21 protein-coding genes and 1 pseudogene are annotated in these 26,064 nt (G+C 39.5%); 12 read left to right on the top strand and 10 right to left on the bottom strand.

The window, feature by feature from the left end:
- The 11 genes from ACKWBX_RS02010 to ACKWBX_RS01960 all read left to right on the top strand — a co-directional run bounded on the left by ACKWBX_RS02010 (nt 1) and on the right by ACKWBX_RS01960 (nt 16,046).
- Nucleotides 1-585: a porin family protein gene (locus tag ACKWBX_RS02010; protein WP_413966970.1), complete on the top strand. Its 585-nt coding sequence runs from the start codon at nt 1-3 to the stop codon at nt 583-585.
- Between the two features lie 4 nt (nt 586-589).
- A complete protein-coding gene (locus ACKWBX_RS02005) occupies nt 590-958 on the top strand; it encodes a hotdog family protein (protein ID WP_413966969.1) in 369 nt (122 codons plus the stop codon).
- Between the two features lies 1 nt (nt 959).
- A complete protein-coding gene (locus ACKWBX_RS02000; RefSeq protein WP_413966968.1) occupies nt 960-1,445 on the top strand; it encodes a hypothetical protein in 486 nt (161 codons plus the stop codon).
- A 95-nt stretch (nt 1,446-1,540) separates the two neighbouring features.
- Nucleotides 1,541-2,710, top strand: coding sequence for a DUF2062 domain-containing protein (locus ACKWBX_RS01995; protein WP_413966967.1), 1,170 nt, complete (start codon nt 1,541-1,543; stop codon nt 2,708-2,710).
- Nucleotides 2,703-6,398 (top strand): 1-acyl-sn-glycerol-3-phosphate acyltransferase, encoded by a 3,696-nt coding sequence (locus ACKWBX_RS01990; RefSeq protein WP_413966966.1) that lies wholly within the window; start codon nt 2,703-2,705, stop codon nt 6,396-6,398. The genes ACKWBX_RS01995 and ACKWBX_RS01990 overlap by 8 nt, the downstream gene beginning before the upstream one ends.
- Nucleotides 6,395-7,945, top strand: coding sequence for a phytoene desaturase family protein (locus ACKWBX_RS01985; RefSeq protein WP_413966965.1), 1,551 nt, complete (start codon nt 6,395-6,397; stop codon nt 7,943-7,945). The genes ACKWBX_RS01990 and ACKWBX_RS01985 overlap by 4 nt, the downstream gene beginning before the upstream one ends.
- Nucleotides 7,945-8,817 (top strand): cupin-like domain-containing protein, encoded by an 873-nt coding sequence (locus tag ACKWBX_RS01980; protein WP_413966964.1) that lies wholly within the window; start codon nt 7,945-7,947, stop codon nt 8,815-8,817. The genes ACKWBX_RS01985 and ACKWBX_RS01980 overlap by 1 nt, the downstream gene beginning before the upstream one ends.
- On the top strand, nt 8,814-10,481 hold the full coding sequence (locus ACKWBX_RS01975; RefSeq protein WP_413966963.1) for a C45 family autoproteolytic acyltransferase/hydolase: 1,668 nt from the start codon (nt 8,814-8,816) through the stop codon (nt 10,479-10,481). Before ACKWBX_RS01980 ends, ACKWBX_RS01975 begins: the two co-directional genes overlap by 4 nt.
- A 4-nt stretch (nt 10,482-10,485) precedes the next feature.
- On the top strand, nt 10,486-11,775 hold the full coding sequence (gene flxY / locus ACKWBX_RS01970; RefSeq protein ID WP_413966962.1) for a flexirubin biosynthesis putative acyl-CoA ligase FlxY: 1,290 nt from the start codon (nt 10,486-10,488) through the stop codon (nt 11,773-11,775).
- A gap of 80 nt (nt 11,776-11,855) precedes the next feature.
- Nucleotides 11,856-14,891, top strand: a complete 3,036-nt coding sequence (locus ACKWBX_RS01965; RefSeq protein ID WP_413966961.1) for a hypothetical protein — start codon at nt 11,856-11,858, stop codon at nt 14,889-14,891.
- 12 nt (nt 14,892-14,903) lie between these two features.
- On the top strand, nt 14,904-16,046 hold the full coding sequence (locus ACKWBX_RS01960) for a gliding motility-associated C-terminal domain-containing protein (RefSeq protein ID WP_413966960.1): 1,143 nt from the start codon (nt 14,904-14,906) through the stop codon (nt 16,044-16,046).
- Nucleotides 16,047-16,297: 251 nt separating this feature from the next.
- On the opposite strand, the gene ACKWBX_RS01955 is transcribed toward ACKWBX_RS01960, so the two are convergent.
- The 9 genes and pseudogenes from ACKWBX_RS01955 to ACKWBX_RS01915 form a co-directional block, all read right to left on the bottom strand.
- Nucleotides 16,298-16,630, bottom strand: coding sequence for a single-stranded DNA-binding protein (locus ACKWBX_RS01955; protein WP_413966959.1), 333 nt, complete (start codon nt 16,628-16,630; stop codon nt 16,298-16,300).
- A 440-nt stretch (nt 16,631-17,070) separates the two neighbouring features.
- Nucleotides 17,071-18,183 carry a virulence RhuM family protein gene (locus tag ACKWBX_RS01950; protein WP_413966958.1) on the bottom strand — a complete coding sequence of 371 codons (1,113 nt, stop codon included), beginning with the start codon at nt 18,181-18,183 and terminating at the stop codon, nt 17,071-17,073.
- Nucleotides 18,176-19,074, bottom strand: a pseudogene (locus ACKWBX_RS01945) (IS1595 family transposase). Before ACKWBX_RS01945 ends, ACKWBX_RS01950 begins: the two are co-directional and overlap by 8 nt.
- Nucleotides 19,075-19,453: 379 nt before the next feature.
- On the bottom strand, nt 19,454-19,939 hold the full coding sequence (locus ACKWBX_RS01940) for a trypsin-like serine protease (protein ID WP_413966957.1): 486 nt from the start codon (nt 19,937-19,939) through the stop codon (nt 19,454-19,456).
- Nucleotides 19,936-20,325 carry a serine protease family protein gene (locus ACKWBX_RS01935; RefSeq protein WP_413966956.1) on the bottom strand — a complete coding sequence of 130 codons (390 nt, stop codon included), beginning with the start codon at nt 20,323-20,325 and terminating at the stop codon, nt 19,936-19,938. The genes ACKWBX_RS01940 and ACKWBX_RS01935 overlap by 4 nt, the downstream gene beginning before the upstream one ends.
- Before the next feature lie 211 nt (nt 20,326-20,536).
- A complete protein-coding gene (rimK, locus tag ACKWBX_RS01930; protein WP_413966955.1) occupies nt 20,537-21,910 on the bottom strand; it encodes a 30S ribosomal protein S6--L-glutamate ligase in 1,374 nt (457 codons plus the stop codon).
- A gap of 53 nt (nt 21,911-21,963) precedes the next feature.
- A complete protein-coding gene (locus ACKWBX_RS01925) occupies nt 21,964-22,380 on the bottom strand; it encodes a VOC family protein (protein ID WP_413966954.1) in 417 nt (138 codons plus the stop codon).
- A 54-nt stretch (nt 22,381-22,434) separates the two neighbouring features.
- On the bottom strand, nt 22,435-23,961 hold the full coding sequence (locus ACKWBX_RS01920) for a bifunctional GNAT family N-acetyltransferase/carbon-nitrogen hydrolase family protein (protein WP_413966953.1): 1,527 nt from the start codon (nt 23,959-23,961) through the stop codon (nt 22,435-22,437).
- 126 nt (nt 23,962-24,087) lie between these two features.
- The gene (locus ACKWBX_RS01915; RefSeq protein WP_413966952.1) at nt 24,088-24,414 is read right to left on the bottom strand and encodes a hypothetical protein; all 327 of its coding nucleotides are present in this window, start codon (nt 24,412-24,414) and stop codon (nt 24,088-24,090) included.
- 455 nt (nt 24,415-24,869) lie between these two features.
- On the opposite strand from ACKWBX_RS01915, the gene ACKWBX_RS01910 reads away from it, so the two are divergent.
- Nucleotides 24,870-25,487, top strand: a complete 618-nt coding sequence (locus ACKWBX_RS01910) for a LysE family transporter (RefSeq protein WP_413966951.1) — start codon at nt 24,870-24,872, stop codon at nt 25,485-25,487.
- 40 nt (nt 25,488-25,527) lie between these two features.
- Here ACKWBX_RS01910 and ACKWBX_RS01905 read toward each other — a convergent pair whose 3' ends face one another.
- Nucleotides 25,528-25,857: a TfoX/Sxy family protein gene (locus tag ACKWBX_RS01905; protein WP_413966950.1), complete on the bottom strand. Its 330-nt coding sequence runs from the start codon at nt 25,855-25,857 to the stop codon at nt 25,528-25,530.
- Nucleotides 25,858-26,064: the final 207 nt, after the last annotated feature.

Raw genomic sequence — 26,064 nt, 5'->3', positions numbered from 1 at the left:
ATGAACAAGCTATCTATTTTAAGCATCGTGGCGGGACTTATTTGCGTAACAATATCGGCCCAAGCAAGACCCGGAATAAAATTGGGTGTAAACAATAGCACCATAAGCAAGACCCTTTTGGATTCTAGAACAGGGCTATACATTGGCGGTATCTTGGACATAACGTTTTCCGACTATTACGCACTGCAACCGGAAGTTTTCTATTCCAGCCAAGGCGGAACTTCAAATTCCACTGAATTTGGCGATGTGGAAATCGATTACCTGTCCTTGGGCGTCACCAATAAATTCTTTGTGGCACCCAATAAAGGATTTCACTTTATAATAGGTGGTGGATTGGATTTTAACCTGAAGAGCAATTTTGTAAATATTTTAAATACTGAAGGTGATGGCGAAATTTCACCGTTGGATGTTGTTGTCTATGGTGGTCTGGGATATGAGTTTGGCCTCGGCCTTATTTTAGAGGCCCGTTATAAGCAAGGAACCGTTAGTATAGATTTTTTAGGGGGTGATGATCTATACGAGGAGCCCGGTAGCAACCTCAATGGCGTTTTTCAAATAGGGGCCGCCTACAAATTCAAACTATAAAAGCATGTTGATAGAAGGATTGTACGAAATCTTGGATTTCAAATACGAAGCACAGGAGGTTACCGCTTCAGTAAAACTGAACAAGGAGCATCATATTTTTGAAGGTCATTTTCCTGGGCATCCCGTATTGCCCGGTGTTTGTGTTATTCAAATGATAAAAGAGCTAACGGAGAAAGCTATAAATAGGAAATTATTGCTCAACGTAGCCTCCAACGTAAAATTTATGGCGGTCATTAATCCTGAAAAAAATGATACGATCGACTTTACCATAGACCTTACGGAAACGGAAGAAGGCGTAAAAGTGAAAAATACTGTAAGGTTTGAAGATACGCTGGCACTAAAGTTGAGTGCTACCTTTATAAATAAAGCCTAACATGAAAAGTATCGTATTTCTTCTAATTGGTTTTGCCCTTATTTTAAAAATCGATATTTCCGAGGTAAGGACACTTTATAAAAAAGCGAACGAAAGTAGTGCCGTCACGGATGATTTGAGCGATATGTTATCAGCTGTTACTGCAAAGGACGAACCACTATTAATGGCCTATAAAGGTGCCGCACTGACCTTGAAGGCCAAACATGCCAAAGGGTTAGGGAGTAAAAAAAGTTTCTTCAAAGAAGGTGCCTCACTTCTGGAAACGGCCATAGAAAAAGAACCCACCAATATTGAAATACGGTTGTTGCGGTTAAGTGTTCAAGAAAATGCCCCAAGGATTACGGGATATAAGGATAATCTAGAACAAGACAAAGAATTTATTCATACCCACTACCCTAAGACCAAAAATCCTGATGTGAAAAGTTTTGTAAAAGGGTATGTGCTAACATCCGAACTCTTTACGGATGCCGAAAAGCAGTTGTATTAGGCAAAGCCTAATGCTTATCTTTGTGCATGCCGTTCCCAAAAGGAACTTTTACAAAGAATTGCGTGCCAGAACCAACTACATCTGTACAAAAAAAAATGCGACAATTACATTGTTGCATCATCATCCCTACCTACAACAATGCCAAAACACTTGCAAAAGTATTGGATGGCGTTTTGGAGCACACTTCGGAAATCATTATCGTGAATGATGGTGCTACGGATGACACAGCTGAAATCCTTAAAAAATACGAACAACTTCATCAGGTACATTTTCTAGAAAACAAAGGAAAAGGAAAGGCTTTACAGGTAGGGTTTCAAACAGCTTTGGAAAAAAATTATGATTTTGCCATTACCATAGATTCGGACGGGCAACATTTTCCGGAGGACATTCCCGTTTTTTTGGATGCCTTGGAATTGGAAGAAACGAAAAACGTGCTATACATAGGAGCGCGTAATATGGCACAATCCGATGTGCCGGGAAAAAGCAGTTTTGGAAACAAGTTTTCCAATTTTTGGTTTTGGTTTGAAACAGGGATCGAACTGACCGACACCCAATGCGGTTATCGGCTGTATCCCTTAAAAGAAATAAAAAAACTAAAGCTATTTACGCCAAAATTTGAATTTGAAATAGAAGTTATCGTTAAGGCGGCTTGGGCGGGCACTCTGGTTAAAAACGTACCTGTTAAAATTTTGTACGACGAGGCTGAGCGCGTTTCCCATTTTAGAACGGTTCCCGATTTTACCCGCATAAGCATTTTGAACACTTGGTTTGTATTGGTCACTATTTTCTATATAAAACCAAGGGATTTCTTTAGAAAATTTAAAAAAAAGGGAGTAAAAAAGTTTCTCTTGGAAGATGTCTTGGGAAGTACGGATTCCGCCATTAAGAAATCATTATCCATTGCTTTAGGGGTTTTTATAGGATTAAGTCCGTTTTGGGGACTTCACACCTTATTGGTTATTGGGTTGGCCTTTCTTTTTAAACTGAACAAGCCCATTGCCTTCGCTTTTTCCAATGTAAGTTTTCCTCCTTTTATCCCGTTCATTGTATTTTTTAGCCTACAAATAGGAAGTTGGGTCTTGGGCGAGCCATTTCGGTTCACGTTGGAAAATATGACTACCGATTTTGATTTTCTCACCAATTTAAAATCCTATGTCATCGGTAGTCTTATCTTGGCATCAGGAGGTTCGCTACTTTCCGGGGGAATAGGATATTTCGTACTTTCATTTTTTGGCAAGCGAAAAATGGCCGTGAACAATGGGTGATTTCTGCTACGGAACATATCGGCTCATCCAAAAAAATAAAATTTTTAGTGCAACGGTACTTGCCCTATTATTGGGCATACTTGCCTTTTTTGCTTCCAAAATCAAATTTGAGGATGATATCACCGCACTGATTCCTGCCAATGAGGAAACCCAAAGGGTGCAGAGCGTTTTGAAATCTATTTCTTTTACCGATAAAATTATCGTTAACATCCAAAAAAATGATAACGCTTCAGTAGATGAGTTAACGCAACACGCCACGGACTTCATTGATAGCCTTCAATCATCCCATGGGAATTATGTGGAAAAAATACAGGGCAAAGTGGATGATACCGAAGTATTAAAAACCTTCGATTTTATTTATGAAAACATTCCATTGTTTTTGGATGCTTCGGACTATCCAAATATTAACGCAAAACTACCTGCCGATAGCATTCAGAAAATGATGCAGCGGCATTACCGTACGCTCATTTCACCAACAGGTATTGTCGCCAAAAAAAGCATTCTCAAAGACCCTTTGGGCATCTCTTTTATTGCGCTTAAAAAGCTACAACAATTAGGTATTGCGGAAGGTTTTAAACTGAAGAACGGTTTTTTGGTCAACCGTGAAGAAACGAACATTCTACTGTTCATCACCCCGACGTTCCCGTCCAGTGCCACTGTTGAAAACAAACCACTTTCGGACGGGCTCTATGCCCTACAGGAAAAATTAAAAAAACAGTACGGCAATACGGTAAAAGCTACTTTTTTTGGTGCCGCTTTGGTGGCCGTAGCGAATGCGGACCAAGTGCGAAAAGATATTCAGTTAACGGTAAGCATCACTATGACCGTCCTCGTGATTTTTCTCATTCTTTTTTATAGAAAAATTGCCTTACCCCTTATTTTGTTCATGCCGACCATTTTTGGAGCCCTGCTTTCCATAGCATTCTTGTATCTATACCGGGAATATATTTCGGCCATTTCATTGGGAATAGGCGCTATCCTATTGGGTGTAACCTTGGATTATGCGTTACATATTCTCACCCATATTCGCAACGGTGGTAGTATAAAACAGTTGTTTCAAGAAGTGGCTCCCTCGGTTTTGATGAGCAGTCTTACTACGGCTTCGGCTTTTTTATGTCTTTTGTTTTTGGAGTCCCAAGCTTTGCAGGACCTTGGTATTTTTGCGGCCATCAGTGTTACCGGAGCGGCTATTTTTGCTTTGTTGTTTATTCCACAAGTCTATCGGAAAAAGAAAGGCAACCCTTCAAAAACAACTTTTTTGGACCGTATGGCGGGGTATGAACTTCATAAAAACAAGTGGGCTTTGGCAATATTGGCAATTGCTTTTACCATCAGTATTTTCACGTACAATACCGTAGGCTTTAATAAGGATATCAGTAAATTGAATTACGAGGCCAATGTTCTTACAACGGCAAGAGAACGCCTTGAAACACTTACGGATATAGGGGCTACATCGGTCTATTTGGCCACCTATGGCATGGACCAAGAAAAAGTTATGCAACGCAATGACCTCATTCATGCGGAACTGGAAAAGCTGAAAAAGGACAACACTATCATCAACTATACTTCAGTTGGCGGACTTGTAAAATCGAATAAAACGCAGCTTGAAAAAATAAAGGATTGGAAGCGTTTCTGGACCCTGGGCAAGAGGGATACGTTGACCAAAAATTTAATCGACTCCGGTAATGGTTTAGGATTCAAAGAAAACAGTTTTTCTATATTTTATAAGTGGTTAAAAAAAGAATTTCAACCCATAACGCTGTCTGCATATGATAGTGTCCCGTCACTTTCGGTAAACGATTATATTGTCACAGATGAAAAAGGTAGTACTACGGTAACCTCCTTGGTCAAAATTGAGGCCAGTCAACTGGAAACTATAAAGGAGCATTTTAAAACCATGCCCAATACCTTGTTCATCAACAGGAAACAGGTAAACGAGTCGTTTTTGGGCACCTTACGAAATGACTTTAACAGCCTCTTACTTTATTCCTTGATTACCGTAATCCTTATCCTTTTTGTTTTTTATAGAAGTGTGTCATTAACCCTCGTTACCGGAATTCCCATAATGCTTACTTGGTTTCTCACAGTAGGTATTATGGGGTTATTGGGAATGGAATTCAATATTTTCAATATTATCATCTGTAGTTTTATTTTCGGTCTTGGAGTAGACTATAGCATCTTTATCACGAACGGACTTTTAACGGAATACAGGACCGGAGAAAAAATTCTGCCTACGCATAAAACGTCCATTATTTTGTCCGTAATTACGACGATTGCGGGCGTTGGGGTGATGGTATTTGCCAAACACCCTGTACTTTCCACCATTGCCAAGGTGTCCCTTATTGGTATTTTCTCGGCCGCTTTTGTCGCTTTTACCTTTCAGCCTTTACTGTTCCGTTTGTTCATTGGCAGTTCTAAAAAAAGACCTATTTCGCTACGGTATTTTGTGCATTCCGTACTTTCCTTTTTCTATTTTGGATTTAGCGGTTTCTTGTTTTCGATATATGCCTGGATAGTCATGAAAATTGACCCAAAAAGTATTGAAAAGAAAAATTTAGGTTTTCATAAAATCGTTTCAAAATTGATGGGTTCCGTGCTGTACACCAATCCATTTGTAAAAAAGGAAATCCGTAATCCGTTAAAAGAGACTTTTGAAAAACCAGCGATGATCATTGCAAATCATACTTCATTTTTGGACATTTTGAGTATTGGTATGCTCCATCCAAAAATCATTTTTTTGGTCAATGATTGGGTCTACAACTCTCCGGTTTTTGGAAGTGCCGCCAAATTGGTCGGTGCATATCCCGTTAGCGGCGGTATCGAAAATGGGGAAGCTTATCTGAAGGAGAAAGTTGCACAAGGCTTCTCTTTAATCGCCTTTCCGGAAGGTACCCGCTCCACTAGCAATAAGATAAAGCGTTTTCACAAGGGGGCTTTTTATCTGGCGGAACAATTTAATTTGGACATTCTTCCTGTACTCATCCATGGTAATTCCGAAGTATTGCCCAAGGGAAGTTTCGTAATCAGAGATGGCCGTATTACGATAGAAATCCTACCGCGCATTACTCCCGGAAATACAAAATATGGGGCGGATTATACCCAGAAAGGGAAATTGCTGGGTGCCTACTTTAGAAATGAATTCAGAAGGCTGCGAAGCGATGTAGAAACGAACGGTTATTGGAACAAAACGATTTTGGAGCACTATCGCTTTAAAGGGGAAAGATTGTACAAACGGGTAAAAGAAGATTTACACGTGAACGGTGAAATATATTTTTCATTCTTACACCAAATAGACCAAAAAGAAAGCATACTACATATTTCAGAAGATTCCGGGCAGTTGGATTTTCTTTTGGCGCTGGACAGCATTGACCGAAAAATCTTCACATTTCTCGAAAATCCTTCGGAACGCGCGCTGCTCGAGCACAATTTCTTGACCCAACAATACAGTCGTATTACGGTATTGGATAACATTAAAGAAATGCCAGCAATTCCAATAAATGTGTTGTTGCTTAATATTAAGGATTTCAACCTACATTTACTTACCACAAAATTGGAACAAGAAATCAATACCGTAATCCTATTCAAAGCATCTAGAACTGTAGTGTATGAAGAACTTTTAGGTTTTGGTTTTTCCATTCATGTCCAAAGTGATAATTTTATCGTACTTACTAAAAAGAACATCCATTGAAAACACATTATGACTTTGTGATTATTGGCAGCGGTATGGGCGGTTTGGTTTCTGCCAATATCTTGGCCCGCGAAGGATATAGTGTATGTGTGCTGGAAAAGAACAATCAGTTTGGGGGCAACTTACAGACTTTTGTTAGGGAGCGGACCATTTTTGATACTGGGGTACATTATATTGGTGGGCTCTCGGAAGGGCAAAACCTGCACCAGTATTTCAGTTATTTGGATATTTTGGATGGGCTGGAACTAAAACAGTTGAACAAAGACGGATTTGACATTATCACTTTTGATAACGACACTACAGAATATCCTCATGCACAAGGCTATGACAACTTTTCAAACAAACTTATTGAAGCGTTTCCGGAAGAAAAGGAAGCTATACATACCTATTGCAATAAGTTAAAAGAGGTTTGCAGCAAGTTTCCGTTATACAATTTGGAGGAGGGAAAACCTTATGGAAACGACCCGGAAATATTCCAAAAAACCGCAAAAGAATATTTGGACGAGCTTACCCAAAACGGAAAATTAAGAGCTGTTCTGGCAGGGTCCAATCTTTTATATGCTGGTGACCCGGAAAAAACACCTTTGTACGTGCATGCTCTTTCCATAAACTCATACATTGAAAGTGCCTATAGATGTGCGGATGGCGGTAGCCAGATTACCAAAAGACTCATCCGAAAATTAAAAGAGTTTGGGGGCGATGCTTTTAAACATAGTGAGGTGGTACAACTTACATGCGTGGATAAAAAGATTATGGAAGCAGTGCTACAAGATGGCACAACGGTTTCCGGCGATATATTCATCTCCAATATTGAACCAAAACATACCATAAAACTAGTTGGGGAAGCGCATTTTAGAAAATCCTATAACTACCGTATCGAAGCATTGGAAAGTACCATATCCGCATTTAGCGTTCATATTGTCCTTAAACCAAAAACCTTTCCGTACCTCAACAAGAATTACTATCATTTTAAAGATTACAAAAGGGTTTGGCGAGGCCATGAATATACGGAGGAAAGCTGGCCGGAAACGTATATGATATCCATGGGAGTCCGAAAAAATCAGGATGAATGGGGCGAGCAGCTTACGGCCATTACCTATATGCATTATGACGAGGTAAAACAATGGGAGGATACTTTCAATACCGTTGCCAACAAAAATGACCGCGGAGAAACCTATGAAGATTTCAAAAAGCAAAAAACGGAAGCATTCCTAAACGAATTGGAAAAAAAGTTCCCGAATATCAGGGAATGCATACAATCCGTCTATACCTCCACCCCATTGTCCTATCGTGATTATATAGGCTGTAATAGAGGATCCATGTACGGCTATGTAAAAGATGTACAAGACCCGTTAAAGGCATTTATTTCTCCCAGAACCAAAATTCCAAATCTCTATTTTACCGGGCAGAGCCTTAATATGCACGGTATTTTGGGCGTAACCATAAGTGGTGTGGTTACCTGTTCCGAGATTCTTGGTGACGCCCATATATTGAATAAGATCAAAGCTGCCGCAAATAACAATATCACCAATAAAACAGTAGTCTAATGGGAACATTTAAAACCACCCCGGTCACGGTTTTGCAAACTATTTCCAAAGAAGATTTCACAAAGAATTATTTTAAACCTCAAAAACCGGTTCTTATAAAAGGTTTGACCAAAGATTGGCCCGCATATAAAAAGTGGACGTTGGATTATATACAGGAAAAAGCGGGCGATCAAATAGTTCCATTATATAATAACGAGCCGGCAAAGGACAAACAAAGTGTCTATGCTCCGGTCGAAGAGATGAAACTGGCAGATTATATTGAAATATTAAAAACAAAACCGACCGACCTCCGCATCTTTTTTTATGAAATTTTAAAGAAAATGCCAGAGCTTTTGAAAGATTTTGAATACCCGGATATTGGGTTGAAGTTTTTTAAAAAGCTACCCGCATTATTCTTTGGTGGTGGGGAATCCAAAGTGTTCATGCATTATGATATTGATCTGCCGGACAGCATGCACTTTCATTTTGATGGCCATAAAAGTGTGACTTTATTTTCACCGGAACAGACCAAATATTTATATCGGGTACCTTACTCCATCCATAATTTAGAATCCATCGACATGGATAATCCCGATTTTGAAAAATACCCTGCGTTACAATATGCACGGGGCATTACGGCCGAGATGGAACATGGTGACGCGCTTTTTATGCCCAGCGGCTATTGGCATTACATCAAATACTTGGATGGTGGTTTTTCCATGACATTGCGGGCATTGCCAAGAAGTCCCAAAAGATTCGCGAACATGCTTTACAATGTGCTGATTATGCGCAATTTTGATAATTTTACGCGTAAATATTGGGGTCAAAAATGGTTGGACTACAAAGACGAGCTCGCCATACGGAAAACCCATAAAAACTTGGTCAACATTTGAAAACTATATTTTGTTTATATCGATGTATTAGTGTCGCTTTTATAGTGTTTTCAGTGGTTTCCTGCGGGGTGAAAAAATCGCTCAAAGACCAACCCCAGATTTCCCAATACGAAACCAATGTTCCTGAACGGGTTCAGTTAAACGATTCTACTTATACTCTTGGGGACAACTTCTTAAGAAAGAACAGGCAAGGATTATGGGAATTGTACGTTGACGGAAATCCATTGGAGCTCGGTTTAAAAACGGGAAAACTTACCCAAGAATTATTTAATGAACAGGAAGATATCTTTATTAAAAAGATTGATGAGCTTGTTCCATCAAAAGGATATCAGAATTTACTCCGAAAGTTTTTGGCGTGGTTCAATCGTAAGATGTACCTGAATATTGACGAGGAATATAAAACCGAACTTTACGGTGTCTCCAAATATGCATCACCTGATTATGACTATGTGGCAAAACCGTACCAACGGGTCATGTATTTTCATGGCGCCCATGACATTGGACATGCGTTACAGGATTTGGCCTTGGTGGGCTGTTCCTCTTTTGCAACGTGGGGAAATCAAAGCAAGGACGGGAAGCTTATTATAGGTCGTAATTTTGACTTTTATGCCGGAGATGCCTTTGCCAAAAATAAAATCATTGCTTTCGTAAAACCGGATGATGGCAACGCATTCATGTCCGTCACTTGGGGCGGAATGATCGGTGTGGTTTCGGGTATGAACGATAAAGGATTGACCGTTACCATCAACGCTGGAAAATCCCAATTTCCACTGATTGCCAAAACACCTGTATCCTTGGTTACACGGGAAATTTTGCAATATGCCTCCAACATTGAGGAAGCGGTCGCCATCGCCAAAAAACGGGAAGTATTTGTTTCGGAATCTATTTTCGTGGGAAGTGCAAGCGACAAAAAAGCCGCTATCATTGAGGTTTCGCCCAATAATTTTGGGGTATATGACGTAGAAAATAGCAGTCAGCTTATTTGCGCCAATCATTTTCAGAGCGAAGCCTATGCGAACGACAAAAAAAATCAAAAACATATTTTGGAAAGCCATTCCCAATACAGATATGAACGAATGACGGAGTTATTGGAAGAGACCGAAAAAGTAAGCCCTACCAAGGCCGTGGAAATTTTAAGGGACCGTGAAGGTCTTGATGAAAAGCAGATCGGTTACGGAAACGAAAAGGCCTTGAACCAGCTTTTGGCACACCACGGTGTTGTTTTTCAGCCAGAAGACCTTTTGGTATGGGTCAGTAGCAATCCGTACCAATTGGGCGAATTTGTAGCCTATGATCTAAATGAGATATTCGGAAAAGAAGCCCGTCCTAATAATAGTATTGCACAAGAGAATTTAAACATTCAAAAAGACCCCTTTTTGACAACCGAAACCTATGCGAACTACGAGCGCTATCGGGAACTGAGAACCAAAGTAGAAAATGCCATACGTAAAGAAACGCGTTTGGATCAAAATATTCTAGATGAGTTGATATCCTTGAACCCGCATTTCTGGGAAGCCTATTATTTGGCGGGGAAGTACAATTATGACAGAGGTTACGAAGCAGTGGCGCTCCCTTATTTTCTGAAAGCCCAGACCAAAGAAATTACCACAGTTCCCGATGAAGAAAAGATAGCGGAGTATATTCGCAATATAAAAAGGAGATAGCACTATGATTCCGAAAATTGAGCAGGCTTCCATCAACGATATAAAAGTATTTCAAGAAGAAAAATTAAGAAAGCAGCTTTTTTACCTAACTGAAAATTCCCCTTTCTATCGGCAACTTTTCAAAAAGCATTCCATTCATCCATCGGAAATAAATACGTTGGAAGACTTGGCCCAAATACCTACCACGACCAAAGAGGACTTGCAAAACTATAACGATGATTTCTTTTGCGTGCCCAAAACTGAAATCATTGATTTTGTGACCACTTCCGGCACGTTAGGAGACCCTGTTACTATCGGGTTAACGGATAGGGACTTGAATCGGTTGGCCCAAAACGAGGCTGCTTCTTTTGCCTGTGCTGGGGTGCAAAAAGAAGATATCCTGCAACTGACTACAACCATAGACCGACGGTTTATGGCCGGCCTAGCCTACTTTTTAGGGGCAAGAAAATTGGGTGCGGGAATCATACGGGTAGGTGCAGGAATACCGGAATTACAATGGGATACGATTCTGAAATTCAAACCCACATATCTTATAGTAGTACCTTCTTTCTTATTGAAACTGATTGAATACGCCGAGGCTCACGATATAGATTATAAAAATTCCGGAATTAAAGCCGTCATTTGTATTGGGGAAGCGTTGCGCGACCAAGATTTTGGACTCAATACGCTTGGGCAAAAAATAAAATCCAAATGGGATATTGAATTGTACTCTACCTATGCCTCTACAGAAATGAGCACCGCATATACCGAATGCGGGGCACAACAAGGTGGACATGAAAATCCGGAACTTATCATTACCGAAATTCTGGATGAAGAAGGCAATGAAGTGCCTGAAGGATATCCCGGTGAATTAACGATTACAACGTTGGGTGTTGAGGCCGTACCGCTACTGCGGTTTAGAACCGGAGATGTTATGGTTGCGCATCGGCATCCTTGTAAATGTGGAAGAAATACCTTGCGATTGGGGCCTGTTTTAGGGCGAAAAAAGCAAATGGTTAAATACAAGGGCACCACATTGTACCCACCCGCAATGGACAATCTTCTCAATGATTTTAAGAGCGTTCAAGGGTATGTGATAGAAATTTACCATAATGACATTGGCACGGATGAAATAAGACTTAAAATTTCTTCCAATGATACTTCTGAAAAACTTCTAAGAAACATTAAGGATCATTTTAGGTCCAAATTACGTGTATCGCCTAAAATAGAATTTTGCAAAAAAGAAGAAATTCAAAAATTACAAGCTTCCAAATTGGGCAGAAAACCGGTTACCGTGATAGACAGTAGGGAATAACCTTGGTTCCTTAAAGTCCTAACTTATTTTAAGTTGTCCTTACTTTATTGCAATCTTTTTCTTACCTTTTAACGTACATAATGTATACAAAGAATGCTATACGCATTTTTGAGAACCCTAAATATGATACCATGGTTGCCCCAAAACCCTACCTATCATCTTTGTGGCTTCTTTGTATTGCGACGACACTACATGCCCAGTTAAAAATTGGTGACAATGTCAGCACTATAAATGAAGCTTCAATTCTTGAACTGGAAAGTACTTCTAAAGTATTGGTACTTACCAGAATCTCCAATTCGCAAATGCAGGCGTTAAATCCGTTGAGAGGTGCAATGGCCTTTAATACGGACACAGGCTGTGTACATTATTATGACGGAAATGCCTGGCTTAATCTCTGCAATCAGGCCAATTCCCCAGGAAATTTTACGGATAATCAAGATGGCACCTTCACCTATACTGATGGCAGCGGTCAAGAAACTACATTCTTTGGAAATCCAGAAACGGTAACGCAGTTAAGGGATAATTTGGATGGCACGTACACGTACATCAACGAGGAGGGTACTGAAGCAACCATCAATTCAATTGCTGGTACAGACTCTCAAAATTTGAGTACCAACGGTTTCGCTGGAAATATTACCATTAGCAATGGAAACACACTTGATATTAATGTTGATGATGCCGATGCGAGTGATACAAATGAAATACAGAATCTAAACTTTAATGACGGTGTCATCTCATTGAGTCAAGACCCTACCAATACACTTATTGATTTGAGTGGTTACGATACGAATGCAACAGATGACTTTTCAGGGAGTTTCAACGACCTGGTGGACGTCCCCGACGGGCTCGCCGATGGCGATGATAACACCCAACTCACTGAAGCAGAAGTCGCAGCAGCGGTAAACAACCAATTCCCAAATCTCGATACGGATGATGAAGATGATTTCTCCGGAAACTTTGAGGACTTAGCAAATATTCCTGATGGGCTCGCTGATGGCGATGACAACACCCAACTCTCCAAAGAGGATATTGAAGCACTGGGATTCGTAGAGGGCGAACATACGGTGGATACGCAACTCACCGAAGCAGAGGTCGCGACAGCGGTCAATAATCAGTTCCCAAATCTCGATACGGACAATCAGGACGATTTCTCGGGAAGTTTCAACGACCTGGCGGACGTCCCCGATGGACTTGCCGATGGAGACGACAACACCCAGCTCTCCAAGGAGGATATCGAAGCACTGGGATTCGTGGAGGGCGAACATACCGTGGATACCCAACTCACAGAGGCCGAGGTCGCCGCAGCGGTCAGCAACCAATTTCCCAATCTCGATACGGATGATGAGGACGATTTCTCAGGAAGTTTTAATGACCTAACGGATGTTCCGGACGGGCTCGCCGATGGGGACGACAATACCCAGCTCTCCAAGGAGGATATCGAAGCACTGGGATTCGTGGAGGGCGAACATACCGTGGATACCCAACTCACAGAGGCCGAGGTCGCTGCAGCGGTAAACAACCAATTCCCAAATCTCGATACGGATGATGAGGACGATTTCTCCGGAAACTTTGAGGACCTAAGCAACATCCCTGACGGGCTTGCCGATGGTGATGACAACACCCAGCTCTCCAAAGAGGACATCGAGGCACTAGGGTTTGTGGACGGCGAACATACCGTGGATACGCAACTCACCGAAGCAGAGGTCGCTGCAGCGGTCAACAACCAATTCCCCAATCTCGATACGGATGATCAGGACGATTTCTCAGGAAGCTTTGAGGACTTGGCGGATGTTCCTGATGGTTTGGCCGATGGAGACGACAACACCCAACTCTCCAAAGAGGATATCGAGGCGTTGGGATTCGTGGAAGGGGAACATACCGTGGATACCCGACTCACCGAAGCAGAGGTCGCTACAGCGGTCAACAACCAGTTCCCCAATCTCGATACGGACGATCAGGACGATTTCTCCGGAAACTTTGAGGACTTAGCAAATATTCCTGATGGGCTCGCCGATGGCGACGACAACACACAGCTATCCAAGGAGGACATCGAGGCACTAGGGTTCGTGGAGGGCGAACATACCGTTGACACCCAACTTACAGAGGCAGAGGTCGCCGCAGCCGTTAATAGCCAGTTTCCTAATCTCGATGTGGACATCACAGACGATTTCTCAGGAAGCTTTGAGGACTTGGCGGATGTTCCTGATGGTTTGGCCGATGGAGACGATGTGGATGATGATGATAATGATGCCAGCAATGAAATACAAACCCTTTCCGTAACGGACAATGAGCTCACTATATCAGGAACGGGCGGAAATACAATCACCTTGCCTACCAATGATGATGCAGATTGGTATCAAGCAACGACCACGAACGCTGCAACCGATATAAATCAGAACATTTTTACCAATGGAAATATTGGTGTTGGCACCAACGACCCAACTTCTACCGTAGCGATTTCCGGTTCTTTTGCCACAGGTATTTTGAGAACCACGGGCAGCCTCACTTTAAATAATACACATCATACCATTATTTTAGGAGGAAATCACACCATTACCCTACCCACTGCCTCTTCTTGTACCGGGCGTATGTATATCATCAAAAATACAAGCAGTACTGCAACGACCATTAGTACCTATGTAGACCAAAAAGGGAGTAACACCACATCCGTTGATGAGGAATCGATTATCTGGTTACAGAGTGATGGTATGGAATGGCAGCTTATCAATAATATTGGGGGTGCAGGTGCTACCACCGGGGGAGGAGGCCCCAATGGAACGACCGGAACATTGACTACAGAACTTGTTTCGGATTTTATGGATGATGGTCAAAACGGTCCGACCAATACCTTTCAACTGCAAATCAGAAATACAACTGGTAATGCGATAAGCTATGAGGCACTAATTGAAAACGCGCCTTATGCTACTATACCAAGTTTAAATTTAGGAAATCATACCTATCAGGTTATTGATAACGGCAACGGTACTTTCAATCATATTTTTACGAGTACCACATCCCTTGCAGGTTTTCAAAGTAGAACTATTACGGGAGGCAATAATATCAGTCCGCCGGGAACAGGCCTAGCTTGTGGTTGTGTATCGTTCTACAAATTATAGCCCATATAAGAAATGGAAATCAGGCACTACTTCATATCGATATTTCTAATGGCCTACCCCATTAAAAATTGCGCGCAGACCATTCGGAATTTCGGGGACGCGCAAATGCATGAAGGGGCAAGATTGGGCTTTTATTCGGCAGTGGCGAATGATGGATTCTTTGAAAATTCTGTGGGGCTCGCCGGATTTTATGGAAATCGCGGATTTACCTTTTCCGGTACTGAAATTCCATTGTTCAGGGATATCGAAATTGCTAATGAAGAACAGATACAATTGAACATTCCGCTAAGGGTAACCAACAATATTAATTTTGTTTTTGGGGATTTCGGCACTTCCAAAATAGAGGATACCGGTTTTTTAGAACTGTACCCATCGGCCTTTTATACAGGTAGTTCCAATTTTTCAAAGGTAAACGGATTTGTCCGAACACATGTATCGGATAATTTTTTGTTTCCTGTTGGTGATGAGGAATTTCTAAGACCTTTGTCCATTAAAAGTAATGTAAGAGATGCTTTCTCCAAATGCGTTTATTTGTTTGAAAACGCCTTGACGGAATATCCTTTTGAGCCGGACCAAATTGAAGAACTTTCCAGAATAAGCACTACCGAATTTTGGAAATTGGAAAGTGGCATTCCCGCTCAAGTGACCCTAAGCTGGAACGAACGTAGCAGACTGACCGAATTGAGCAATGCTTTGGCCCCTATTGTTGTAGTAGGGTATGATAAATTCCTGAAAAAATGGGTAAATCTAAAAAGTACGGATGTTACGGGAACCTTAAATGAAGGCTTTGTCACCTCGGAAACCTTTATTCCCAATATGTACACCCGTATTACCCTTGGGGCTTTGAAAGGCCAAAATACCAGTGTGCCAAAAGGAGAACATTACATCGTTACCCCTAATGGAGATGGTATCAATGACTTTCTGTATTTTCCGGAATTGGAAGGTTTCCAAAACAATCACGTTCAACTCTATGACAGGAACGGTTTAAAGGTATTTGAAAAGGAAAACTATACGGACGAATTTACGGGATTTTCCTCCCCGAACATTGCCGCTCTCAATAGGGATACCGGTTTACCCAATGGTATTTACTATTATATCATATCACTGGACGATGGAAAGTTTACGCTACAAGGTTTTATTTTTTTGGATAGATAAGATTTGAAGCTTTTTGAAAACAAAGCGAAGCAACCCGTAGATAATATATGCCTACCGATTGCTTCGCTCGTTTCTTCAGTTGCTATTTAATGTGAGTTAGACATAAGCTAATCAATACTAAATTGATTTTCAGTTATTGATGATTGACTGTCCGGTCGAGCCTGCCTAGTCGGCAGGCTCGAAGTGACAATGTTCCTATCTGTTATTTCAGATACAAACGCTAAGGTTTTATATCAAACTCACGTTATTTATTATTTCCCTAGCATCAATAATTCATTGCACCGTACTTCTGTGATATAGCGTTTTTCCCCTTCCTTGGTTTCATAGGAGCGGTGTGTTAATTTCCCATCTACGGCCACTTGTTTTCCTTTTAAAAGATAGTTTTCTACAATCTCCGCTGTTTTTCCCCAAGCGACTACATTGTGCCATTGGGTATCTTCTACTTTTTCACCTTTTGCATTTTTATAGCTATCCGTGGTAGCTATTGAAAATTTAGCCAGTTTGGTCCCGCCATCTAGGTTTACAATTTCTGGGTCTTGCCCCAAATGTCCAATCAACTGTACTTTGTTTTTAAGTGCGTTCATCCTAATTTATTTTATCGTTAAACAGTTAATACTTTATACCGAACTCGTTTCGGTATCTTTTTAATTTGCCTCAAAAATAAGTTGTGAATTACACGGCTCATTCTTTCAACACTGCAAACTTAAAACTGCACTTTGCTTTTATTCGGTTACAAAATATTTACTTTCGTTTGTAATCGTTTGTTGTCGTTTGAAAACTTTTTTAATATTGATAATCAGTTAACTATACACTTGTTTACACTAGAAAGTAAAATTTGATTTCGGAAAGGACTATCCATTTTTTTACAAGTTCAACCAACGTGGTTACCAAACCGCTAAATAGGTAAGGCAGAGCAACGGGAAAAGATTCCGCTAGAGGTATTCCTGTATTTCAGAGAGCGTGTTGCATTGCCGATGAATCGTTTTCTTAGGACGAAACCAAGGCTAAACGGTTAGAACCGATGCTATTTATTTTCTTTAGGATTCCAATCTAATCCTTGTTTTAGTTTTTTATTAAAGTCGGATAAAGGAGGTGCTAAAGGCGGTGGGGGTGGCAATTTTTCTCCTTTATTTATTTTAGAAACTACTTTATCAAAGTCAGACACAAACTCTTTATCTTGTTGAATTCTAAATTTTTTATATTCTGATTCGGCGAATTTTTTAGCAACATCTTTTCTAATTTTTCCAGCATCATTTAAAAGATCGTAATCGTTAAATTTAAGGAAGGAGTCTAATTTGTCTGCCCATTCCGCCATAGTCATAGTTTTTCCTCTTTTAGCTTGAAGCTCTGCAAAATCTAAGTACATATTTACCAAAGTGTTTAATTCTCCAATCTCTTCTTTTTTGAGATAGTTTTTAGCTACTGAAACATCTGTTTTTATAATTTTACCTCCTTTCTTTTCGTTTTTCCAACTAGTTAACCCCATGTTGGGTTTGTTTGCATCTGCTCTTAGTTTAATAATTTCAGGTGCTGTGTAATGTGTTATTGCAAATTCAAGTTTGTTTTGTACAGTCGCAAAAAACAATCTTGTTATCTCTGCTTTGGGATTATAATCTATTGCCGTAGCGTATAGGTCGGTAATTTTTTGATAAAACCTTCTTTCAGAAGCTCGTATCTCTCTTACTATTTCAATTAACTCTTCAAAATAGTCCTTATCAAAAAGGTTTTTGCCTTGTTTCAGCCTATCATCGTCAATTGCAAAACCCTTAACGAGATAGTTTTTCAAAATACTATTTGCCCATATCCTGAACATAGTTGCTTTTTGAGAACTGACACGATAACCTACTGATATTATTGCATCTAAGTTGTAAAACTCTATGTTCCTTTGAACATTACGATTTCCCTCTTCTTGAACTGTCAAAATTTCTTTGACAGTTGAAAATTTATTTAATTCACCGTCCTTATAAATATTCCCTAAATGGTAGCTGATGGTTTGTTTTGAGGTATCGAATATTTCAGCCATACTATTTTGAGAAACCCAAACCGTTTCATTCTTATCATCAAGTATTACTTGGATATTGGTAGTTCCATTATCCGAAGTATAAAACATAAAGTTTGTATTCTCTAAACTATGCATTAATCAATTCCTTATAAGTGATTCTGTTCTCTATATTCTTCAAAAATAAATTAAATCTCATTGCTTCGGGTTGCTTTCTTGAATTGTATCTAAATACAAACTCGTCAACATATAACTGCAAGTGTTTTTTAGAGGTAAAATGATATATTCCAAAAATACCGCGCTTTAACAATGACCAAAAACCTTCTATAGTGTTTGTGTGAACTCTTCCGTTAACGTACTGGTGTTGGCTATGTTTTACAACCGAATGGTCGTACACTCGCTTCATTCTAGCATAAGAAGTGTATTCGTCCGTATAAAGCTTAGCAGTTTCGTTTACGCTACTTAAAATCTCATGTGTTAGCGTTTCCATAGTAGTATTCAACACGTGCTTAGCAACTACTTTACCGCCACGCTCTACCATTCCTAAAACAGGTGCTTTATCGTCGTTAGTGCCTTCTTATTAGCGTGTCTATTTTTGTTCTTTCCGCCTACAAAGGTTTCATCGGCTTCAACTTCATTATCCAGTTTAGTACCGTTTTCCAAACCAAAACATTGACGGATTCTGGACAACATGAACCAAGCGGATTTTTGGGTAATGTTCAAATCCCTACCTAACTGTAAAGATGAAATCCCTTTCTTGTGTGAAGTGACCAACCATATAGCCAAAAACCACTTTTGAAGGTCTATTTTAGTGTTATCGAATATGGTATTTGTTTTTACATTAAAGTATTTTCCCGTATTCTTACATTTATATTTGTTGCCCTTACAGTTATAAACTTTGGATTCAGCGTCAAAAGGACTTACAACGTTTCCATTCCAACGTAATTGTTCCAAATGGTCTATGCATGACTGTTGGTCTGGAAAGGCTTTGATTAGGTCTAAAATGGAGTTGAAATCTTGGTTGATCATAACTGTATTATTATACAGATAAGATAATACTTTAATTACACCAATCCTAATTAATTAGTGTAAATAAGTACTAATAAATTGTTGAGTTATTAATTAAGTTATGTTTTATAATATATTGAAACATCAACTTTGAGCGATTTAACATGCGTTTAATCAATCTATACAACATTTTTCGTATATTAATAAGCTTGTTCGCTATATTAGCCCATAGTTTTACTAACGACCTAATTAAGGATTATGAGAGTTTTAGGATTTCTTGGCGTAATATCAATGTTTGTCGGCTGTGCTTCTACAGCACCAGCTAGCAATAATATATCTGTAATAACTCCAGAAAACTTTAATAAAGAGAGGGTTTCACCCGTTACACAGATGCAAATTCCTACTGATTCAACATCTTTAGCTTCTGTTCCAGACCATCGATAGTAACCGCACCGCTTACTCCTAATGAATTATTTGCCGCCGCCCTATAAAGGTAGGATAGCGATAACTTAACATCCTTCATTTCTGTGGTTTTAGTAACTAAAGTATCGTTTGCCCACCTATAAAATAAGTCAGCATATTCTCCAAAAGTGCTTCCGTTCGGATTTAATTTAAAACTTATTAATCCTACCACAATATCTCTTTTATGACTCTTACCAAGCCTTATTAATGGGCCTCCTGAATTTCCATTATTTACGGTTAAATCCAGTCTAGCGGCTTCTACCTCATATATTGAATCGTTTCTAGAGTATTTCGGCTTTACTCTTTTTTGATATTTTGTTGAAAACATGCCTTTTGCGGTTACTCTCTCGTTTCTTCTATGTGGATAACCTGATGTATAAACTAAATCTCCATCTTCAATATCTGACCAGTTTCCAACTTTCAAATACTCATATTTTTTGAATTATTCTCTTTAGGTGCTAATAGAATATAATCCCCCACCAATCCTTCTTCGTACCAAGCTCCATTATACAAAAAGTCTTCTAACACAAATATTTCCAATTCTTCTTTATTCTCAAACTTAGCTTTTACATTTTTAACCGCAACAATATCATTTGTATTTCTATCTCTTACAAATGCAGGTTCAATTACATGAAAACAAGTTGCAACAATACCATTCTCAGAAACAACAAAACCTGTTCCAACTTGAGCACCGTTAATCGTTATTTTGACTATAGTATTTTCAATTTTATCTATTCTTCTTTTACCAAGTGATTGTGAAACGGCAGTATTATAAAAAAGAATGATTATTATAAGGTAAAAATTTCTCATAAAAGTAAATGTAGAAAACTCTTACCCTATTCTAAAACTTTGTTGGCATATTGTTAATTATTCCTAACATATTTAAAAATTTATACTTGTTTACACTAAGAAGTAAAGTTTGATTTCGGATGCTATACCCTATATTTTGGGGCATCTATATACAATGTGGGCGAACAAAATAAAGTAATTTATAAAATTCAATTCTACCCTAATAGGTCCATCAAGTAAAGCTAAATTTCAACTTTCGCTCAATGGCCATAATCATTTCATTGGCTATGTCCTTGCCCGTGGCATTTTCAATACCCTCGAGGCCCGGAGAGGAATTTACCTCTAGCAAAAGTGGACCCTTATTGGAACGGATGATATCTACCCCCGCAACGGCCAAATTCAAAATCTTGGCGGCCTTTAAAGCCAATTTTTTCTCCTCAGAGGTAATCTTGATCATAGAGGCTTTTCCGCCTTGGTGTATGTTCGCCCTGAACTCTCCTTTTTGCGCTTGCCGCTGCATTGATGCGACCACTTTTCCGTTTACCACGAAACAACGAATATCCTGTCCGTTGGCCTCTTTGATAAATTCTTGGACCAAAATGTTCGTATTTACACTTTTAAAGGCATTGATCACACTTTCTGCAGCTTTGTTCGTCTCGGCAAGGACCACACCTTTGCCTTGGGTACTTTCCAATAATTTAATGATCAAAGGTGCGCCATTGACCATTTTTATAAGGTCTTTGGTATCCATCGGGGATTTTGCAAATCCGGTTATGGGAATGTGGATATCGTTCTTGGAAAACAATTGCGAAGCGAACAGTTTATCACGTGACTGCGTTATGGCTTCCGCGGAATTCTGACAATACACCCCCAAATTATTGAACTGGCGTATCAAGGCACAGCCATAGAAAGTTACGGAAGGTTTTATTCTTGGGATAACGGCATCAAATTCCTTTAAAATATTACCTCCGCGGTAGCGGATTTCAGGGGAATGCGCATCCAACTTCATATAGGCCAGTTCCACGTTCAAGAAAACGATTTCATGGCCACGGGCCTCCGCAGCTTCTATAATTCTTTTGTTACTATACAACTCAGGGTTGCTGGCTAACAACCCAATTTTTAGTCCGGTTTTTTCCTTGAAATACGGTGCATATTTTTTATTTATTTCGGCATCGGAAAACCCCTGAACCTGATAGCTCAAGGCAGGATTCACCATATACCTTTCCATAATGGCCTCACGACCAAGGAGCATCCTGAATTCCATAGTGTCCCTATTGGCCAAGGTCAATTCGATATCAAAGGTATCCTTACCTAGTGTAACCGGAGTTTTGACCACTAGACGTTCCTCGGAAATACCGGAAGAGCTTTTCACCATGCGGCGGTCTATCAATTGTGCCTCGCACGTAACGGCTATGCTCCTATTTTCCTGTAAGGGATTCACTTCAAATTTGACCCACTCCTGAACCCCTTTTGTATGTATCTTGATATTCGTTGCCTGGATAGAGGATGTTTTTGCCCCGGAATCTACCCTTGCCTTAATTGCCGGTATACCCAAATTTTCAAAGACACACCATTCTTCACTACCGATTATATGTAAATTGTTCAATTCCATTTCTTTTCACAATACTATTTGAGAATCCCTAAGAATAAAAATGAGAACTATCTCTCAAACATTTCTTCCACATTTTGGAAGCTTTTAAATTCAACATTATGTTTGTTGGGATCTTCGATAAAGAAGGATATGTGTTCGCCCACTTTATCTTCGAGAAAGGTTACTTTAGTGGTAACCTCGTAGTTGGATTCCATAAGTTTATCGTAAACGGCACCCCAGGTTTCCTTATCAACTATTACCCCAAAATGAAAAGAAGGCAGCACTGTATTCTCAAATTTGTACGATTTATAGGAAAAATCAAATCCGCCCGATTTCGTAAACGTTATTTGATTGCCGAACAAATCAATATCCAACCATTGGTGAGCACTTCTTCCCAACTTAGCTCCCAAAATATCAATATAAAACCTCTTTGTTTGGCTAATGCTCAAACAGGGCAATGACAGATGAAAAGGTGCTTTTTTCATATAAATCCTTATTTTAGTTAACTGTGGAAAGATAGCAAAAGCATCAAAATAACATCACTTTTTTCTTAGTTCAAATAAATCTGTTCTTCTATCTTTTAAATTTCGCACTGCCCCAAATTGGTTTAGCTCGCGCAATAAATCGATATCGACGTCCGCAATCAAAATCATTTCGGTGTTCGGGGTGGCCTCGGCTTTTATGCCATTTGTCGGGAACGAAAAATCACATGGCGTAAATACCATTGACTGCGCAAATTGGATGTCCATATTTTGAACGTTCGGAAGGTTCCCAACACTACCTGCAATGGCAACATAGCATTCATTTTCAATAGCCCGAGCCTGTGCACAGTGCCGTACCCTCGAGTATCCGTTTTGGGTATCGGTCAAAAACGGAACGAACAAAATGTCCATACCCTCATCAGCCAATAATCTACTTAATTCAGGAAATTCGGAATCATAACAGATCAAGATTCCAATCTTCCCACAATCGGTATCAAAGGCCTTTAATTTATTACCGCCCTGCATACCCCAAACTTTGGCCTCATCAGGAGTTACGTGTAATTTTTCATAACGCTCCATAGTCCCGTCACGTCTACATAAATAACCTACATTGTACAAACGCCCGTCAATCATTTCGGGCATACTACCGGTTATGATGTTGATATTGTAAGAAATGGAGAACTCTGCAAATTTCTGAACAATCGCTTCCGTATGTTTTGCCAGTTCGCGTATGGCATCCGGAGTGGACAAATGATTGTCTTTTGCCATCAAAGGTGCGTTAAAGAACTCTGGGAAAAGAGCGAAATCCGAACGATAGCCGGACACGGCATCGATAAAATATTCAGCTTGCTGCAACAATTCTTCTAAATCCTTATAGGGGCGCATTTGCCACTGAATCAAACCAAGTCTAATTATTTTTTTTTTGGTCACCGCTTTTTTAGTGGGTTTTTGATAATAGATATTGTCCCACTCCATTAATATGGCAAAGTCGTTTGAATCACTATCGCCTTCCAAGTAGCCCTTCATTACTTTGGCCGGATGAAAATCGTTGCTAATTTGGAAATTTAGGACGGGATCTTGGATTTCTTTTCTTTTGACCTTGGCGATATATTCTTTGGGCGTCAACTCCTTTGAATAGCGATTATAATTTGGCATACGACCTCCAAATACGATACTTTTCAAGTTCAATTTTTCACATAGCTCCTTTCTATAATCATAAAGACGGCGACCTAATCGTAACCCGCGAAACTGGGGTTTTATAAAAACTTCTATACCATAAAGCACATCTCCTTCGTCATCATGCGTTTTGAAGGAATAATTGCCGGTAATCTCTTCATAGGTATGCGTATCATCAAAGGCATCATAATCTACTACTATAGATAAAGCAACGCCTGCCAATTCCCCATTAATCTTGATGACCACCTGCCCTTCAGGAAACTTTTCTATGAGCGATTTGATATGCTTCTCTTTCCAATAAGCACCCGGCATGTTGGTGTAAGCAGAAATCATTGCGCTTTTCAATTCTTGATAATCTTCAAGATCTAAAAACTTTAATTCTATATTCTCAATCTCTTCAATTTTCATCTATGGGGTATTTAGATAGTATTATAGGAATGAATACAATCCCATAGCTTGTCAATGGCAACTGCAATCAAACTAATAAAATAAAAGGAACTTTAAATTGTAAGGTCTGTTTGAATGAAAATGGATCTAGTCATCGTTCTCTTCCCCATCGACCATATCTTTAGGGTCGGGCTCGACAACCGCCGTTGGGTCGTCATCTTCGAAGTCATCATAATCGGACTCGTCATAATTTTCCATGGTATACACCAGTTTTTCACTGATCTTTACCAAATACTTGGTATCCTCCGTTATGACTTCGACTGCTTCTACGCGTTCACCATGGGCATTGCGAAAAGAGATGATATCGTCATCATCATATCCATCGGGATATCGCTCCACGGTGAGCTTCAAGACCTCCGGGGTCAACTTTTTAAAATCAACGATTACTTTTCTTAAGTGTGCGTGCTTGTCCATAATTACATGTTCAAAAGATAAGCAAAAATTAAAGGCGTAACAATAGTCGTGTTGGCTACGCACGATTTTGGAGACAACAGAAGTTAGCTTTAAAATCCGGTTGTCCATCTGATGGACCGTCATGGAGTTTGACTTCTTAATTCCCCCTGACCCGAACGTAGAAACACGGTTCATGATGTTCAGCTAATGCTAAAAAACAAATCGTTTTTTGTTTCGATTTGAGAATACAAATGAAAACAAATAATTTAAAGAAACAAGAAAAAGAAATTATTTTTTGGTGATAATCGATTTTATTTTTCCTTTTGATAACCAAACCTTCATTGGTTAAAAAAATTCGCAAAACGTTTTTTTTGGAGGAAACATTAATCGCCTTTAATTCCTTTTGAACCACGATAAATGGTGAATGTGGTAACATCGCAAAGTTTTAAGTTGTTTCTTTATCCCAGAAACCAAATATGACCTTTTTCACTTACCTTTTTTTTGGATTTATAATTGCAGCTGCTGGCAGCATTACGCCTAGTTTTCTAAACCTGACCGTTGTTAAGTTCAGTTTAAAAAGTGGTAGAAAATCAGCTTTATATCTCATTGGGGGTTTTGCCACGGTATTATTTTTTCAAGCTAATATAGGGGCCTACCTTGCCAGTATTTTGATGAAAAATTCAGAATACATTACCATCATTCAAAAAGTGGGTACAGGAATTCTCATCCTATTGTCCCTGAATTTTTTTAGAATACACTTCAATTCAAGAAAAGAGAAAAAGAAAAAGGAAATAGAGAAATCAAAGGCCTATTTACATGGCATAGGCATGTCCTTGTTAAATACGTTTGCCATTCCTTTTTACTTTACGGCTATTTCTTTCTTAATAGGTTTGGACTATTTTGAATACTCTTTATTGAACAGTTTTTATTTTTCTCTAGGCTCTACCGCGGGTTCGTTTATCTTATACGCTTTATATGCAACGGTTGCGAGCAATATAGAACATAAGCTCACTTATATTGCGACCAAAATGAATTTTATTTTAGGTTGTTTAACGGGTGTAGTGGGCATTGGGAACCTCATTTATCTGCTTTGATTTGAAGGTATGGATATTGAGGTGTATTACTCGGTGGATCTTATTTGGAAATTAGTTGTTCATTAAAGTCCAATGCAAGTTTTATCCAATGGTCGAAGTCACTCTCGTTACTTAAATTTTCTTCTTGGATGTGCAAATAGCCTTTATACGCCCGACCTCTCATAACAACGGCAGTGCATCCGTCTTTTTTAATTTCATGTTCATATAGAACCGAATCTATTCGGCACATCATTCTTGAGGGTCCGGCGGTCAAGCACAATTTTCCATTGACCATAAAGGCAAGGCTGCCGAACATTTTTTTCTCCTCTACTCTTGGTAGATGTTCGAGAGCTTTTCTGATTCGTTGTGCCAATTCTTTACTAAACGCCATTCCTATTTAAGCCTTGAGTTACGTTTTCCGCGATATTGAATGATGCCGAACGCCATGACACCAACAATGATAAGGGCAACCAAAAAGCCGGCGTACCCATGTACAGAGGTTGCCCAAAATATGGAAAGTAAACTTATCCAAACTAATATGCCCCCTATTATCCAATTTTTATATTTCATTATGCTATTGAGTACCCCTTGGTTTAGC

The sequence above is a fragment of the Maribacter algae genome, from assembly GCF_047345745.1.
Lineage (GTDB): Bacteria > Bacteroidota > Bacteroidia > Flavobacteriales > Flavobacteriaceae > Maribacter.
Note: the sequence above shows the minus strand (reverse complement) of the source record. Positions and strands in the feature narration are given on the sequence as shown.

Bases quoted from the DNA above. Each gene is read 5' to 3' on its own strand.
- ACKWBX_RS02010 (WP_413966970.1), top strand. From the start codon at position 1: ATGAACAAGCTATCTATTTTAAGCATCGTGGCGGGACTTATTTGCGTA.
- ACKWBX_RS02005 (WP_413966969.1), top strand. From the start codon at position 590: ATGTTGATAGAAGGATTGTACGAAATCTTGGATTTCAAATACGAAGCA.
- ACKWBX_RS02000 (WP_413966968.1), top strand. From the start codon at position 960: ATGAAAAGTATCGTATTTCTTCTAATTGGTTTTGCCCTTATTTTAAAA.
- ACKWBX_RS01995 (WP_413966967.1), top strand. From the start codon at position 1,541: ATGCGACAATTACATTGTTGCATCATCATCCCTACCTACAACAATGCC.
- ACKWBX_RS01990 (WP_413966966.1), top strand. From the start codon at position 2,703: ATGGGTGATTTCTGCTACGGAACATATCGGCTCATCCAAAAAAATAAA.
- ACKWBX_RS01980 (WP_413966964.1), top strand. From the start codon at position 7,945: ATGGGAACATTTAAAACCACCCCGGTCACGGTTTTGCAAACTATTTCC.
- flxY (WP_413966962.1), top strand. From the start codon at position 10,486: ATGATTCCGAAAATTGAGCAGGCTTCCATCAACGATATAAAAGTATTT.
- ACKWBX_RS01965 (WP_413966961.1), top strand. From the start codon at position 11,856: ATGTATACAAAGAATGCTATACGCATTTTTGAGAACCCTAAATATGAT.
- ACKWBX_RS01960 (WP_413966960.1), top strand. From the start codon at position 14,904: ATGGAAATCAGGCACTACTTCATATCGATATTTCTAATGGCCTACCCC.
- ACKWBX_RS01955 (WP_413966959.1), bottom strand. From the start codon at position 16,630: ATGAACGCACTTAAAAACAAAGTACAGTTGATTGGACATTTGGGGCAA.
- ACKWBX_RS01950 (WP_413966958.1), bottom strand. From the start codon at position 18,183: ATGCATAGTTTAGAGAATACAAACTTTATGTTTTATACTTCGGATAAT.
- ACKWBX_RS01935 (WP_413966956.1), bottom strand. From the start codon at position 20,325: ATGAGAAATTTTTACCTTATAATAATCATTCTTTTTTATAATACTGCC.
- ACKWBX_RS01925 (WP_413966954.1), bottom strand. From the start codon at position 22,380: ATGAAAAAAGCACCTTTTCATCTGTCATTGCCCTGTTTGAGCATTAGC.
- ACKWBX_RS01920 (WP_413966953.1), bottom strand. From the start codon at position 23,961: ATGAAAATTGAAGAGATTGAGAATATAGAATTAAAGTTTTTAGATCTT.
- ACKWBX_RS01915 (WP_413966952.1), bottom strand. From the start codon at position 24,414: ATGGACAAGCACGCACACTTAAGAAAAGTAATCGTTGATTTTAAAAAG.
- ACKWBX_RS01910 (WP_413966951.1), top strand. From the start codon at position 24,870: ATGACCTTTTTCACTTACCTTTTTTTTGGATTTATAATTGCAGCTGCT.
- ACKWBX_RS01905 (WP_413966950.1), bottom strand. From the start codon at position 25,857: ATGGCGTTTAGTAAAGAATTGGCACAACGAATCAGAAAAGCTCTCGAA.